The organism is Listeria ivanovii subsp. ivanovii (assembly GCF_900187025.1).
In the GTDB taxonomy this organism is placed as follows: Bacteria; Bacillota; Bacilli; order Lactobacillales; family Listeriaceae; genus Listeria; species Listeria ivanovii.
This window is the reverse complement of record NZ_LT906478.1, coordinates 2,263,441-2,278,407: the sequence shown is the minus strand read 5'-3', so window position 1 is coordinate 2,278,407 and position 14,967 is coordinate 2,263,441. Positions and strand designations below refer to the sequence as shown.

At 35.4% G+C, this 14,967-nt stretch carries 11 protein-coding genes; 8 read left to right on the top strand and 3 right to left on the bottom strand.

Annotated features, from left to right (window positions below):
* Window positions 1-31 precede the first annotated feature (31 nt).
* Entirely contained in the window at window positions 32-373 is a 342-nt protein-coding gene (locus CKV67_RS11250) for a magnetosome magnetite crystal formation protein family (RefSeq protein WP_014093499.1), read from the bottom strand.
* A 363-nt stretch (window positions 374-736) separates the two neighbouring features.
* Here CKV67_RS11250 and CKV67_RS11245 point away from each other — a divergent pair, with 363 nt between their 5' ends.
* The 5 genes from CKV67_RS11245 to CKV67_RS11225 all read left to right on the top strand — a co-directional run bounded on the left by CKV67_RS11245 (window position 737) and on the right by CKV67_RS11225 (window position 11,899).
* On the top strand, window positions 737-6,121 hold the full coding sequence (locus tag CKV67_RS11245; protein WP_025280048.1) for a SpaA isopeptide-forming pilin-related protein: 5,385 nt from the start codon (window positions 737-739) through the stop codon (window positions 6,119-6,121).
* Between the two features lie 426 nt (window positions 6,122-6,547).
* Window positions 6,548-7,915: a sigma-54 interaction domain-containing protein gene (locus CKV67_RS11240; protein ID WP_014093498.1), complete on the top strand. Its 1,368-nt coding sequence runs from the start codon at window positions 6,548-6,550 to the stop codon at window positions 7,913-7,915.
* A 228-nt stretch (window positions 7,916-8,143) separates the two neighbouring features.
* Window positions 8,144-9,727: an acyl CoA:acetate/3-ketoacid CoA transferase gene (locus CKV67_RS11235; RefSeq protein ID WP_014093497.1), complete on the top strand. Its 1,584-nt coding sequence runs from the start codon at window positions 8,144-8,146 to the stop codon at window positions 9,725-9,727.
* Complete coding sequence (locus tag CKV67_RS11230; protein WP_025280047.1) at window positions 9,724-10,947, top strand: L-lactate MFS transporter; 1,224 nt, start codon at window positions 9,724-9,726, stop codon at window positions 10,945-10,947. Before CKV67_RS11235 ends, CKV67_RS11230 begins: the two co-directional genes overlap by 4 nt.
* Before the next feature lie 22 nt (window positions 10,948-10,969).
* Window positions 10,970-11,899, top strand: coding sequence for a DUF561 domain-containing protein (locus CKV67_RS11225; RefSeq protein WP_014093496.1), 930 nt, complete (start codon window positions 10,970-10,972; stop codon window positions 11,897-11,899).
* A 43-nt stretch (window positions 11,900-11,942) separates the two neighbouring features.
* On the opposite strand, the gene CKV67_RS11220 is transcribed toward CKV67_RS11225, so the two are convergent.
* Both CKV67_RS11220 and gloA read right to left on the bottom strand, forming a co-directional pair.
* Window positions 11,943-12,101 carry a hypothetical protein gene (locus CKV67_RS11220; RefSeq protein ID WP_014093495.1) on the bottom strand — a complete coding sequence of 53 codons (159 nt, stop codon included), beginning with the start codon at window positions 12,099-12,101 and terminating at the stop codon, window positions 11,943-11,945.
* Between the two features lie 15 nt (window positions 12,102-12,116).
* Entirely contained in the window at window positions 12,117-12,506 is a 390-nt protein-coding gene (gene gloA / locus CKV67_RS11215) for a lactoylglutathione lyase (protein ID WP_014093494.1), read from the bottom strand.
* 127 nt (window positions 12,507-12,633) lie between these two features.
* Between gloA and CKV67_RS11210 the strand changes: the two genes are divergently transcribed.
* The 3 genes from CKV67_RS11210 to CKV67_RS11200 all read left to right on the top strand — a co-directional run bounded on the left by CKV67_RS11210 (window position 12,634) and on the right by CKV67_RS11200 (window position 14,925).
* A complete protein-coding gene (locus CKV67_RS11210; protein ID WP_014093493.1) occupies window positions 12,634-13,251 on the top strand; it encodes an MBL fold metallo-hydrolase in 618 nt (205 codons plus the stop codon).
* 57 nt (window positions 13,252-13,308) lie between these two features.
* Window positions 13,309-13,980 (top strand): Crp/Fnr family transcriptional regulator, encoded by a 672-nt coding sequence (locus CKV67_RS11205; RefSeq protein WP_014093492.1) that lies wholly within the window; start codon window positions 13,309-13,311, stop codon window positions 13,978-13,980.
* Window positions 13,981-14,229: 249 nt separating this feature from the next.
* Window positions 14,230-14,925 (top strand): Crp/Fnr family transcriptional regulator, encoded by a 696-nt coding sequence (locus tag CKV67_RS11200; RefSeq protein WP_014093491.1) that lies wholly within the window; start codon window positions 14,230-14,232, stop codon window positions 14,923-14,925.
* Window positions 14,926-14,967 lie beyond the last annotated feature (42 nt).

Sequence of the window (14,967 nt, the reverse complement as noted above, 5' to 3'; positions counted from 1 at the left end):
TATCCTGAAATTTTCAGGATAGCTTTTTGTGTTAAATCCAAACATCTTCTTCTGGTTTTGTAAGTAACATTTGAATACCGCGAACAATATTAAAAATAAAGAAACCAACCATCGTGATTACCATGAAAAAGAATAAGCAAATCGTGACGATTAAAGTGAGATTTGTTGAAATACTAGTCAAGGAGGTGAAAAAAATAGTAGAGAAACAAATAAAACCTGTAATAGTTGGGATAACATGTGTTAGTAAAGCAACTTTTGCGTGGTGAGTAACTTCATCTGTTTTAGCAAAAATCCAAACTAGCGTTGGAATAATGATGGGTGCGAAAAAGATACTGAAATAACTTAACGCGTTTAAAATTCGATGATCGTTCATAATCAACACACCTTTCTTTGATGGCCTTATTATAGCAAGTGTGTTGAAGTATAACCCTCGATTCAAGTGACAAAGCTAAAAAGTAATACAACAAATATGTAAGGATTAGCTGGATACTATTTGGCATAGATAATATAGAGAAATAAATCTCTAGCTATCAAACAGCTTTCTCAGATGATTTAATTTGAAAATCCTTCTATATATAATGTTTATATTGGCTCGATTAATATGTTCACAAAAACGACATACTCCTTTTCTTTTTCGAGTTTTTTTCATTTTTTAAGTACATTTTTGTCCTATGTTTTTTGATACACTTTAAAAGATTAATCAAGAAGAACTATGTATTTGTGGAAGGGGTAAACAATGAAAATTTTTACAAAGGTGAAAAAACTAGCCATTGCAACGATAATTATATTATTGGTTTGTCAAAATATTTCACCAGTTTTTGCAACAATGACAGATGTTACAGGGGAAAAAACAGCAACACTAAAAATTTTAAAAGAAGATAAAGAAACGCAAGAGAAGATAGATGGCTCTGTTTTTGAAATAAAAAATAACAAGACCGATGAAATAATGGAACTACAAATAGAAGAAGATGGAACTGGAACAGCAAATTCTCTTTCTTATGGAGATTATCTTGTTAAAGAAAAAACAGCAGCGGAAGGTTATTCTTTGGATGAAAAAGAGTATAATGTGACTTTAACAGAAAAAGAAAAAATAATAACTTCCTTCTCCACAAAGAAAGAAACGCAAAGAACGGAAGAAAAAGCTCCAAATGCACAAACATTGAAAAGCCGCAATTTGGAGGCTACGATTACAGAAAATATTTTTAAGGAAGTTATTCTTAAAGACGGAAATGGCAATGAATTTAATACTTCTGATCGAATTGTTAATGGAAGTGGTGTAATTTTAAATATGAACTTCTCATTTGTAGGGAAGAACTATAAAAAAGGCGACACTTTTACTACTCTTTCAGATAGATTTAATTTCGGTACTAAAAATTTAAGTGGAAACTTCTTGCCTTCAACAGAGGCTGAATGGCTTCTAGATGTAAATACGCGCCAGCTCACTATTAAATTTTTAAAAGATGGCGTACAAGAAGGCGATTATAACATTGCGCTTAGTACTGCTTTCAAACGTTTTGATGAAACAGATGAAACTGGACAGAAAGTTGTTTTTGAGACAGCTGGAAATGATACTGTCTATCAAGTGGAAATAATTCCAACCAGTGACTACCCAACGACAGTAAACGTGCCCCCATATCCTAGCAGACTTAATCCAGAAAAAATAAGTGTGGATGCAAAATTCAACTTAACAAAAGAAGCAGATGCAATTGGCTTACTAGAATTAAATGATTTTTCATTCGGTGGGGATACAGTAATTGACCGTTCTAGTATAAAAGTTTACTCAAGTGATGTAAGTGCTGGGGGAACTTTTATGGGGACGAAAAAGGCACTAGTAGAAGGTACAGACTACACATTTACTTATGATGCAACTTCTCTAAAACTGACACTAGTTGGTGGGCTTGCTGGCAAAGGGTATCAAGTGTTATATGACCGTATTATTAATAAACCTAGTACTTTGACGAGAGTTTCAACACAAGCATTAACAAAAGGAGATACTGGCTTATTATCTGGTAAATCTGGATATGTTAATGTGCTTATGACTAGTTATAAGCATTTAAAAAAATCTGCATCTTATAATAGTGCTACAAAAACGATAGATTGGACAATTGAAGTTAACTATGATGAAGCAAATCTAACACCTGCAACTGTGTTAACGGATGTGCTAGATGATACGGATGTGCTTTACGTGGATAATTCACTACGAATAAATGGAGTGACTTTCGATGAAGGAACGGGTACTCCAATCATTGAAAGTGATGCATCAAACGACTGGGATATTTCAACAATTTCACAAAATGGGAGCTTTAATCTTACGTATAATAGCACAACAAAAAAAGCGTATCAAATAAAATATTCAACTAAATTAACGAAAGTAAACGAACGAGAAATAACGAATAAAGTGACAGACCAAAATGGTGTAGCAGCAGAATCTACTTTGCTTCTTAAACCAGACTTATTACAAAAAAGTGGTGGAGGTATTGACTACTTCAATAATAAGATGACATGGCAAATTGTCGCTAACTCCGACAAAATAAAAATGAAAGATCTTACAATTATCGATGAATTTTCAACCGGTGTAAAGAGCTTGCTTAGTCATACTGTTAAGGCATATACAGATGATAATAACTTTGTTTTGCTAGAAGAAGGTAAGGATTATACAATTAATAAAGATGTTGTACCAGCAGGATTTAAAATTACACTCATCGGTGACTACAAAATAACTACTAAAAAAATTGTAGTCGATATGGTTACTAGTGTCGACTTAACGGATGTAACAAACAAGGTTAGTAACAAAGCAACCCTTCATTACCGTGATGAAATTGATCAGCTTCAAACAATAGGTGAAATCGTTTCTTCCGTTACACCAGAAGCTACTATTATGTTGAATGGTGATAAATATGGTTACTATAATAAAACTACTGGTAATATTGACTGGATAGTATCCGTAAATACTATGGGAGAACACTATGATAATTTAATTTTTAATGATGATATGCCAATGGGAACGGCTTATGTGGAAGGATCTTTACAATTTAGGAAAGTTAATTCAACAGATGAAATGTTAGGTTTGTCCATCCCACTGTTCTCCAAAGGAACACTTGCTAAACCAGGCGAGAAAAATTATCCTACCAAAATAGATATATCAGATATAGTAATTAATTTAGAATTTGAGGATTTTGATAATTCTCGTGTATTTATTAAATATAGTACAAAACCTACCGAAAAATGGTATTCTGCTAGATATGTAAATAATATCGCAAAAGTTTCAGATAACGGTAAGAATGAAAAATCTTATTCTAAAGAAGTATATTCATCTTATCAATTTAATGCAATAAAAAAAACAGGTGATATAGATGCAACCTATGGCAATAAAGTCAATTGGAAAATCGAGCTTAGCAATATCTCACCTGAGCGACCAATCACCAATCCAGCTATAATAGATGTTCTAGATATTGGAATAACAGGAGCACAACTAGTAAAAAATAGTTTTAGAGTAATCAATCAGACGACTGGAGAAGTTATTAATTCAAATTATTATGATATTATTTTTGAAGAAAATACTTTCAGAATCGAATTTAAAAATTATATAGCAACAGCGCCGATTGAAGTGGATTATAGTACGATTAGTCTGATGTCAGGAACAATCAAAAACTCAGCTTCTGTAAGTTCTACTGATTATGGGGTTCTTCCATATAATTTAAGAGAAATAACTGCCAATGTAGCACCTGCATTTACTATTGGTAGTGGCGATGGAATAGCAACAGTTGGTTCACTCAAAGTTACTAAAGTAGATAAAGTAGATAACACAAAAAAATTAGCAGGCGCTGAATTCAAACTTTACACACTTGAAGGCGAGGAAACAGGAGTAGAAGGAACAACTAATGCAGATGGCGAAGTGATATTTGATGGAATTCAATCGGGTAAATATAACTTGGTTGAAACTGAGGCACCAGTAGGATATACAATTAATGATGAATATAAAACTGGGAAAGAAATAACAATTGGAGCAGAAGGTTCAGTTGTTAACTATACAATCGAAAATACCGCAATAAATGGTAACGTTGTGTTGACCAAAAAAGATAATAAAACTAAAGCCGTTTTAGCTGAAGCTGAATTTGAATTACAAACAAAAACAGGGACAAAAGTAAAAGATAATTTAGTGACGGATGAAAATGGTAAGATTATGATAGCTGATTTAGAGCCAGGCGAGTATCAGTTCGTTGAAACAAAAGCAGCACCAGGTTATGAGTTAGAGGCAAGCCCTGTCAGTTTTACAATTGCCATTAATCAAATAGAAACAGTTAATGTTACCAAAGAAAATACCGCAAAAACGGGCAGCGTTGTGTTAACAAAAAAAGATAGCGTATCAAAAGCAGTCCTAGCCGAAGCAGAATTTGAACTACAAACGAAAGCCGGTACAAAAGTAAAAGACAACCTAGTGGCCGATACAAACGGTGAAATTATCGTGTCCGATCTAGCACCAGGCGAGTACCAGTTCGTCGAAACAAAAGCGCCGGCAGGTTATAACCTAGATATAAACCCAGTACCTTTTCAAGTTATCTTTAATCAAATAGCTGCAATCAATGTTATAAAAGAAAATACAGCTAAAGCTGGAAGTGTTGTATTAACAAAAGAAGATAGTAAAACAAAAGCAGTAATTGCGGACGCCGGATTTGAACTACAAACGAAAACAGGTACAAAAGTAAAAGTTGATTTAGTGACAGATACAGATGGTAAAATTACTGTTTCTGACTTATCACCAGGTGAGTATCAATTTGTTGAGACAAAAGCAGCAACTGGTTATGAGTTAGATGCGACCCCAGTAACTTTTACAATTATCTTTAACCAAACAGGCGTAGTGAATGTTACGAAAGAAAATACCGCAAAAACAGGTAGTGTTGTGTTAACGAAAAAAGATAGCGTATCAAAAATGGCATTAGCCAAAGCAGAATTTGAGTTACAAACGAATTCTGGTACAAAAGTAAAAAGTAATCTAGTAACAGGTGAAGATGGCAAAATTACCGTAGCAGACTTAGCGCCAGGTGAATATCAGTTCGTCGAAACAAAAGCGCCGATAGGTTACGAGTTAGATGCTAGCCCTGTCAACTTCACAATTGCCTTTAACCAAGCAACTTCTCTAAATATTACCAAGGAAAATACTGCAAAAACAGGTAGTGTTATTTTAACCAAAAAAGATAGTATGACAGAGGCGGAACTCAAAGGAGCAGAATTTGAGTTGCAAACGAAGGCTGGAGCAAACGTGAAGAATGCTTTAGTTACAAATGAAAATGGAAACATTACGGTGTCAGATCTAGCACCAGGAGATTACCAGTTTGTTGAAACAAAAGCACCAAAAGGTTATGATTTAAATAAGGAGCCAGTAACATTTACTATTGAATTTAATCAACAAGAAACAGTAAAAGTGAACAAAATGAATACAATGACAACTGGCTCTATTATACTAACAAAAATAGATAGTCAAACTAAAAAACCTCTAAAAAATGCGACTTTTAACTTGGTAGATAATACTAATCATGTTATTAAAACACTAACAACAAATGCAGCAGGACAATTTAAAATTACTAATCTAGTACCTGGAAATTATCAACTAATCGAAACAAAAGCACCAGCAGGTTATGTATTAGATACTGTACCTGTAAATGTGAAAATTGCTTTTCAACAAACATTGCCACTTCAAGTCACAAAAACAAATACGAAAAAAGCTATAAGTGGAGTTGTGACAGCGGAGTTTGTAGATTCAAATGGTAAGAAGCTAGCCATAGAAGAAATAAGTACTGGCATAGTTGGAGCAAAATATAAAATGACAGCAAAACAAATAGCTGGATATAAATTAGTAAAAGATCCTGCAAACAAACACGGCACTTATAAAGAGCAACGCCAAAAAGTAACATTTATTTATAATAAGAATACTAGTATTGTTGTAGAGCCAAGCAACCCAATAGATATAACAAAAACTAAATCTATAAATAATCCCACTTCAACAAAAGAAAGTGCATTAGTTCTTCCTAAAACAGGAGATGGGTCCACAAATGAGGAGATATTCTTTGGATTGTTTTTCAGCATGGTTAGTTTGTTCTTACTAAGAAAAAGAAATCAATAATTTAGCGAAATAAACAACAGACCTCCTAAAAATTAGTCTAATTTTTAGGAGGTCATTTTTATAGTGAAATATAACAAAGTGTTATAAATAGGTTGAATCTGGATAGCTTGCAATATAAGCATTGGATGAATATGTATTAAAAATATAAAAGCAGAGTAAGCTCGAGCATATCCGGCCAGAAACGGAAGAAGATTTTGTGATTTCAACAAGATAAAAGATGAAAACAGCAATATCTTGATGCCACAATAAGTGAACACTTATTTAAAAAGCCAAGCCAAATTTACTGAATGAAAACGAGTTTACATTGCGGACAAGAACTAAGTTGTCGCAAAAAAACGAGTACTGCTAACAAGCTAGTTATGCTATAATAGATTGTGTAATGATGAGCAAATAACTAGGGAACTAGTCCAAAAGGATGAGCTATTAATGTTTGACTTAATGGATAACTTGCTGGGAGTACAGTCATTTGGTGAATTAAATAAAGACATGCCAACAACACTTTTTGTGACCGATGCAGGTGGTAATATTTTAATTTCTAATAAGTTTACTGCACTCACTGTTGGAATGTCTTTGGAAGAATTACTTCGTTGTAATGTGAGAGATTTAGTAGAAGATGGAGTTTATAATGATTCCGTCACATTAGACGCAATCCGAACGAAGGAAAAGAAAACAAAAGTAATAAACACAAAGAAAGGTTTTAGTATCCGTTCTACCTCAACACCGATTCTTTATCCAGATGGCACCGTTCATTTAGTAGTCACGATGTCAGATGAAACACAACCAGATAGTTTTAAGACTTGGCGTGGTGAGACGATTTTGGGTAATCAAGAATTGCTTCTTTTAGAGGATTATAAAGAGCAAGAAGGAACCGTGGTGGTGGCAGAAAGTGTAGTAATGAAGCAAATCGTTCGTGTCTGCAACCAAATCGCCCCGTTTGATAGTAAGGTTTTATTATACGGAGAATCAGGTACTGGTAAGGAAGTCTTATCGCGCTATATTCACGAGAAAAGCGAGCAAGCGACTGGACCTTTTATCTCGATTAACTGTGCAGCTATTCCAAAGGCACTATTTGAGTCGGAATTATTTGGACACGAAAAAGGATCATTTACGGGGGCAGATATTGAAAAGCCAGGAATGCTTGAACTTGCTGATGGAGGTACGTTATTTTTAGATGAAATTTCTGAAATGCCTTTAGAACTTCAAGCTAAGATGCTTCGAGTGCTTGAAACAGGCGAAGTAAGAAGACTCGGTTCAACAACAGAAACAAAGCGTCATTTTCGGCTTATTTCAGCAACAAATCGCAATCTTGGTGAGATGGTGGAGAAGGGAACTTTCAGGCGAGATTTATATTACCGGATTAATGTTGTTCCCGTTCATATCCCGGCGCTCAGAGAAAGACCGCAAGACATTATCGGACTTGCACGCCAGTTTATCCAAAAATTTAATCAAAAATATCAAAAAGATTTTCAACTTAGCGGCGATAAAACAAAAGAGTTACTTTCTTATGGATGGCCTGGAAATGTTCGTGAGCTTAGAAATCAAATAGAACGACTAGTGGTTATGTCAGGGGCAAAAGAAGCAGAAATACAGGTGACAGATGACTTTGCACTTGATTTACATTTTAAAGAGCAAACGAAGAAAGAGTCGATCTATTTAAAAGATTATTTGCAAGATGTAGAAAAACATTTTATTATGCGAGTGTTGGAAGAAAGTGATGGAAATGTAACAAAAGCGGCTCATACGCTCGGAATTCACCGTTCTGTCTTATACCGGAAACTTAAAGTCATTAATTAAGAAGAAAGCCTAATCTGCAATAAAGATTAGGTTTTTTGTTGCGTTTTCACGACAGTCTATTTAACTGGAGGATGAAAAAACGTCTCTTTTTTGCGACAATGAAAAAAGGTTAATGAATCGAAATGCTGCTAAATGCCCATTTTTCATTTTGGCATGGAAATTGCTTTATAAGAAAATGCGTATCATTACAAATTTATGTGAATTGTTGAACAAAAAGGAGTGGAGAATTTGTCAAAAGTTATCAAAGCAAGTGAAGCTGCAAAAATGATTAAAGATGGAGATACAGTCGCACTCAGCGGTTTTGGCTTATCTTGTGTCAATGAAGAAATGGCTATTGCAGTAGAAAAGCGTTTTTTAGAGAGTGGGGAACCACGTAATTTAACCGTAATGCATGCCAGTGCCTTAGGAGATCGCCGGGAAAAAGGAATGAGTCATTGGGGGCATGCTGGTTTAATCAAACGCTGGATTGGTGGCATTGCTATTGCTTCTCCCAAAATGGCGAAATTAATTGAGGAAGATAAATGTGAGGCTTACAATTTACCTCAAGGTGTTATCACCCAACTTTACCGCGAAATTGCAGCAAAACGACCAGGGGTTATTACAAAAATCGGAATGGGAACATTTGTTGATCCTCGAATTGAAGGCGCAAAGATGTCAGCAAGTTCTACAGATGATTTAGTTGAGTTACTTACTATTCACGGAGAAGAATGGTTATTTTACCCAAGTTTTCCTATTCAAGTCGCACTTATTCGTGGAACGGTTGCGGATGAATTTGGAAATTTAACATTAGAAAAAGAAGGACTACATATGGAAGTGTTACCTATTGCCCAAGCAGTTCGTAATTCTGGTGGAATTGTTATTGCTCAGGTAGAATCTGTGGCTAAAAAAGGTTCATTAAATCCAAAAGATGTTCGAGTTCCAGGGATTTTAATCGATCATATCATCATTTCAGAGCCGGAAAATCATTTCCAAACAGAAAACACACAATATAATCCGGCGTTTTCAGGACATATTCAAGTTCCGCTTGGAGATATCGAACCACTTGAATTAGACGATCGTAAAGTCATTGCTAGACGTTCAGCTGCAGAACTTGAACCTCAAACCATTCTTAATTTAGGTGTTGGAATTCCAGTTAATGTATCCACTGTAGCAGCAGAAGAAGGCGTTAGTGACCAATTAATTCTAACAACAGAAGCTGGTTCAGTTGGTGGTGTCCCAGCCGGTTTAGCAGATTTTGGACATGCCTATAATAGTGAGGCAATTGTTGATCATCACTCCCAATTTGATTTTTATGATGGTGGAGGGCTTGATTTATCCGTCCTTGGTTTAGCGCAAACAGATGAAGCTGGAAATGTTAATGTAAGTAAATTTGGCACAAGGGTAGCTGGATGTGGTGGTTTCATTAATATATCTCAATCAGCGAAGAAACTGATTTTTGCTGGAACATTTACGGCTGGGGGGCTAAAGACACGTGTGAGTGATGGAAAACTTGAGATTTTACAAGAAGGAAAAGCTAAAAAGTTTATCAAAAAAGTTCAACAAATCACATTTAGTGGCGAATATGCATCTACAACCGATCAAACAATACTGTATGTCACCGAAAGAGCCGTGTTCCGTTTAGAAAATGGCAAAATGATTCTCACTGAAATTGCACCTGGTATTGATTTAGAAAAAGATGTGCTGGGACAAATGGATTTTGAACCAACTATTGCGAGTGACTTGAAAATAATGGATAGTGGCATTTTTAGCGGAAAATGGGGCGGTTTAAAAACTATTATCGAAAAACAAACAAGAGAGGAAGTAAAACTATGACTAAGGAAATAAATCGTTGGGGAGTTTTAATTGGTTCTGTAGGGGTGCTTCTTTGTACAGGCGCGGTTTATGCATTTAGTGTTTTTGCTGGACCGCTCAGTGCCGCTCATGGTTGGACAATTCCACAAGTAATGATGGCATTTACAATTAATGCGGCGATTGGCCCGATTCCAACTATTTTGGGTGGGATTTTAACCGACAAAGGGAAGGCAAAATGGGCTATTTTGATAGGTGGAATATTATTTGGCATTGGATTTTCTCTAACTGGATTCGCGACATCCACCACAATGCTGTATTTATCTTACGGCGTTTTAGCTGGACTTGGGCAAGGCTTTGCTTACTCTGGATGTCTTAGCAATACGATTCGTCTTTTCCCAGATAAACGTGGTCTTGCATCTGGGCTTATCACAGCAGGCATGGGTGGTGCAACGATTATTGCCGCCCCTATTGCGAATCATTTAATTGAAACATATAGTGTCATGACCGCTTTTAAAATTATGGGTGCGGTTTATATCGCGGTTGTAATAGTTTGTAGTTTCCTTATCCGAGTTGCTCCAGCTGGCTATGCTCCAAAAGATTGGACTCCTCCAGCAGGAAACAATGCTGGAATGATCAATGTACCTTGGACTGGAATGATTCGAACCATGACTTTCTATTTAATTCTTTTAATGCTCGGTATTGGCGCATTTTCAGGACTGATGATTGCTTCTAATGCTTCTTTAATAGGTCAAAATATGTTTGGTTTAACAGCGGCATCGGCTGCAGCTTACGTAAGTATTTATTCACTAAGCAACTGTTTGGGACGAGTTGTTTGGGGCGCTGTATCAGACCGTCTAGGAAGATCTAATACGTTAATGATTATTTATACAGTCATCGCGTTATCTTTACTATCACTTGCTACGCTTCAATCAGTAGCAGGGTTTGTTATCGGTATTATCGGTCTAGGTTTATGCTTTGGCGGAACGATGGGTGTCTTCCCGTCCATTGTTATGGAAAACTATGGTCCGAAAAATCAAGGTGTCAATTATGGAATAGTATTCATTGGTTATTCCACAGCAGCATTCTTTGCACCGAAAATGGCAGCACAAATTGCTGGCCAAAATGGAGGCGATTTTACACAAGCTTTCTATATTGCGATTGCACTGGCCGCAGTAGGGCTATGTATTAATATTGTTTATAAGTTACGTGAGAAAAAACAACCTGTGAAGGAATTAGCATAAAATCAGAGAGGGGAAAGATAAAATGAGTTTAACAAAAATGTTAGAAATCAAGTATCCAATTTTACAAGGGGCAATGGCTCAAATAGCAACCTATGAGTTAGCTTCCGCGGTATCAAATGCAGGCGGTCTAGGAATTATTGCATCAGGCGGTATGACAGCAGATGCTTTACGCGAACAAATTCAACTTTGCAAAGAAAAAACAACGAATCCATTTGCAGTAAATATTATGCTAATGATGCCTAATTGCCCTGAACTTGTCGATGTAATTATTGAGGAAGAAGTTCGTGTTGTTACAACTGGCGCCGGAACACCGAAACCATTTATGGCGAAACTAAAAGCAGCAGGAATCAAAGTGATTGCTGTAATTCCATCCGTGAAAATCGCGAAAAAAATGGAAGAAATTGGCGTTGATGCCGTTGTTGCAGAGGGGACAGAAGCTGGTGGGCATGTTGGTGAAACAACTACGATGGCATTGGTTCGTCAAGTTGTTGCTGCAGTAAATATCCCTGTAATTGCAGCAGGTGGAATAGCTGATGGTCACGGAATGGCAGCCGCTTATGCGCTTGGAGCTAGTGGCGTGCAAATTGGTACGCTTTTCCTTGTGGCAGAGGAATGTCCTGTGCCAGCTAGCTTTAAACAAGCCGTTCTTGATGCAAGTGATACAGATACAACTGTAACAGGACGACGAAATGGCGCACCAGTTAGAAGTATAAAAAACCCGATGATTAAAAAATATGTCAAGTTAGAAAATGAAAATGCTTCTCGAGATCAACTAGAAGAATTAACACTAGGCTCTCTTAGAAAAGCTGTTCATGAAGGGGATGTCGAAAATGGCTCTGTCATGGCAGGTCAAATTTGCGGGATGTTAACAGAGATTCGCTCCACAAAAAATATTATCGAAAGCTTGATGAAAGAATCCGAGCAAGTTGCAAGTAATTTAGTTATTCAATAAAATAAAAGCCAGAAAATCAGAGAAACTGATTTTCTGGCTTTTACTATTTACGTCGATACATTTTGGTTAAATCGAGCATTAAGTATACAAGTAATAATGCGGTGATAATGACAGCAATGAGATTAGCAATATCATTATCAAAAAGAAAGCTAATACCATTAATTGCAAGTGCAATCAAAATAATCATCAAATATTTTACCATGGAAAGTCTCCAGTTCTATAATGCGCCATCTTGAATAATCTCTGTTTTATAACCATCTGGGTCAGTTAGGAAGTAATAAAACGGATCTTCACCTGGAAGTCCTTTTAAGTCGGTCACTGTATAGCCAGCAACTTGATGTTCTTTTAGTAAGGCATGGACATCAGGAACACCAACAGCTAAATGTCCATAACCATTACCTAAATCGTAAGCCTTTTTTTGGTCATAATTGTATGTTAGTTCTAGTTCAAATCCGCCCTCTTCAAAAGCCATATATACTAGTGTGAATTCAAAATCCGGAAAATCTTTACGCCGAACTTCTTTTAAACCCAAAGCATTCTCATAAAAATTAATCGATTCAGCCAAATCTTTCACTCGAATACATGTATGTAACATTTTTGCAGTCATTGTTTATTCCTCCTTTTAAACTTCTGTATCCATTGTAGTATATCTCATAAGTGATTACAAACAAGGAATATTGAAGTAGAGCGGGAATTTCGGTATAATGAGAAATGTGCAGGAAGGTGGAAGTATAATGACAAAAATTAAACGAATCATGACTGGAATAATTCAAGAAAATTGCTATATTATTTATCAAGATAGCTTAGCGCTCATTGTTGATCCAGGAGCAGAAGCAAGTAAAATCGAAGCGGTAATTGCGGAACTTCAAGTGACGCCGATAGCAGTTTTACTGACGCATTGTCACTATGATCATATTGGAGCTTTGGAAAAAATTCGGAAAGCTTATTCGATTCCGGTTTATGTTAGCCCGAAAGAACAAGAATGGCTTTCAAACCCAGAACTAAATCTATCTGCGCGTATTGCAGGAACACCAATCGTTGCTAATCCTGCAGAACATGAATTTAAGCTTGGAGAATATAATATCGAAGGTTTTCATTTTAAAGTTGTACCGACACCCGGACATTCTGTTGGGAGTTTAAGTTTTATTTTTGATGACTTTGTAATTGTTGGCGATGCACTATTTAAAGGCAGTATTGGTCGTACAGACCTATATACTGGTGATTTTGATACATTGATTAATAGTATTACAACAGAATTATTTGTCCTTCCAGATGACTTGAGAGCTTATTCTGGTCACGGAGAGATGACAACAATTGGTCATGAAAAAGCAACGAACCCCTATTTTAATTAAAATGCAGAAATATTGATTTCTGCATTTTTTTGTAAACAAATGAGAGGATGTTAGAAAATGTATTCAGATGAAGAGATTTTCAAAGAAGCAACAACAAAATCATTGCTACAACTACTCAAGAAAAAGGAAGATTTTCATACATATTGTTATCAAGAAACACTAGCAAAAGGCCAAGAAATAATATTAAATGATTCCAATGATTTCAAAATTTATCTAGTAGAAAGTGGTTATTTTGCCTATTGTCTTCAAAATGACCAAGGTGATTCTGGGATTATTTGTTTTGTTGGAGATGAAGTAGCTGTTAATTTAGTGCCAATCATTAAAGAAGAACCTGAAGACTCCAGTTTACGTACTTTGACCGAAGTAAAATGTTGGGTGTTAGATCCTGGTTTTGTGGAAAAGGCTTTAGATGAGTCGAACCAAAAAGCACTCTATTTATTGTCTAATTTGCTTTATACAAGAAAAGTTTATTTTAAAGCAAGTAAGCGTACTTTTATGAAGAAAGAAGCACGTATTCGAGCTTGTCTAAAAGATATCGGTTTATATATGGGACGAGTAACGAAAGAAAAAGAATATATTTTACCAGAAGAGATTAATAACTCTATTTTGGCTCAATATGCTAACACGACACGAGAGTATACCAACATTATTGTCTTAAAATTACGCAAAGAAGAAATTTTAGATGATAGTCATAAACCATGGGTGATAAGAAATATGGATGTCTTGTAAAAATAAACTTAATAAGTATTGGTTTTAAAGTGTAAAAGGTGAAAAAGTTTGAAAATCATCGAAAAAACCCGAAACAAAAATGTCACAAAAAATCCTTATTTATTCATTTTGAACTACAAAAAATTTGATTTTGGTACTTAAAAAGTAAAAAATATCTTCTTTTTAAGCTGGAATGATAGTTAATTCGTTTTATCCTATCTCTAACGTAATTTCGATGTATGATATTATACTTTAGAGGAGGAATTCATAATGAATACATTAGAAAAAAGGCAGCATGAAATTTTAGTCAATCCACTCCACTTTTGTAAGAAGTCTGGTGATTTTGCAAAACATAGTATGAGTATTAAGCTTTCAAAAAATGAACTATTTGATGTTGATTTTGTAACCGGTATTTATTTTGTTGAAACAGGGATCGTTATGAAAGGAACACAAATTGATGATTACATAGGGTATAATCAATTATTAAAACAAGGTGATATTTGTAATTTTGCTTCCTTTATGTCCCTAGAATTAAAGCGAAATATGGGAGCTAAACTATTATCGCCAAGAGCCAGTGTTATTACAGCTGTGGATAGAGACTTCTTTATTTTTATGGTTGAAAAACACGTTAGCATGGAAGAATTTATGCTTTATCAATCCAAAAAAGAAATTATGATACTGCAACGTCGCTGTTTACTGAATACTCTTAAAGTAAAAGATCGCGTCAAGCATGTTATTGCAGCGCTTGGATATGAATATGGAATTTCTAATGGTAGTAATATCCAAATTCCTCCAGAGTTATCGACTACATTTTTATCTAAGTTTATGGGGATAACGCGGGAATACCTTAGTCTTACACTGAGCGAACTAAAAAAAGAAGGTTATTTACTCTATACGAAAATTCCAATCGTTGTCAATGCTGAAAAATTGTTTAACGAAATTCCATATGAATCATTAATTTTATAAACTTTAAGATGATAGTCTAACGGCTGTCTTCTTTTTTATGAT

Bases quoted from the DNA above. Each gene is read 5' to 3' on its own strand.
- CKV67_RS11250 (WP_014093499.1), bottom strand. From the start codon at position 373: ATGAACGATCATCGAATTTTAAACGCGTTAAGTTATTTCAGTATCTTT.
- CKV67_RS11245 (WP_025280048.1), top strand. From the start codon at position 737: ATGAAAATTTTTACAAAGGTGAAAAAACTAGCCATTGCAACGATAATT.
- CKV67_RS11240 (WP_014093498.1), top strand. From the start codon at position 6,548: ATGTTTGACTTAATGGATAACTTGCTGGGAGTACAGTCATTTGGTGAA.
- CKV67_RS11230 (WP_025280047.1), top strand. From the start codon at position 9,724: ATGACTAAGGAAATAAATCGTTGGGGAGTTTTAATTGGTTCTGTAGGG.
- CKV67_RS11225 (WP_014093496.1), top strand. From the start codon at position 10,970: ATGAGTTTAACAAAAATGTTAGAAATCAAGTATCCAATTTTACAAGGG.
- CKV67_RS11220 (WP_014093495.1), bottom strand. From the start codon at position 12,101: ATGGTAAAATATTTGATGATTATTTTGATTGCACTTGCAATTAATGGT.
- gloA (WP_014093494.1), bottom strand. From the start codon at position 12,506: ATGACTGCAAAAATGTTACATACATGTATTCGAGTGAAAGATTTGGCT.
- CKV67_RS11210 (WP_014093493.1), top strand. From the start codon at position 12,634: ATGACAAAAATTAAACGAATCATGACTGGAATAATTCAAGAAAATTGC.
- CKV67_RS11205 (WP_014093492.1), top strand. From the start codon at position 13,309: ATGTATTCAGATGAAGAGATTTTCAAAGAAGCAACAACAAAATCATTG.
- CKV67_RS11200 (WP_014093491.1), top strand. From the start codon at position 14,230: ATGAATACATTAGAAAAAAGGCAGCATGAAATTTTAGTCAATCCACTC.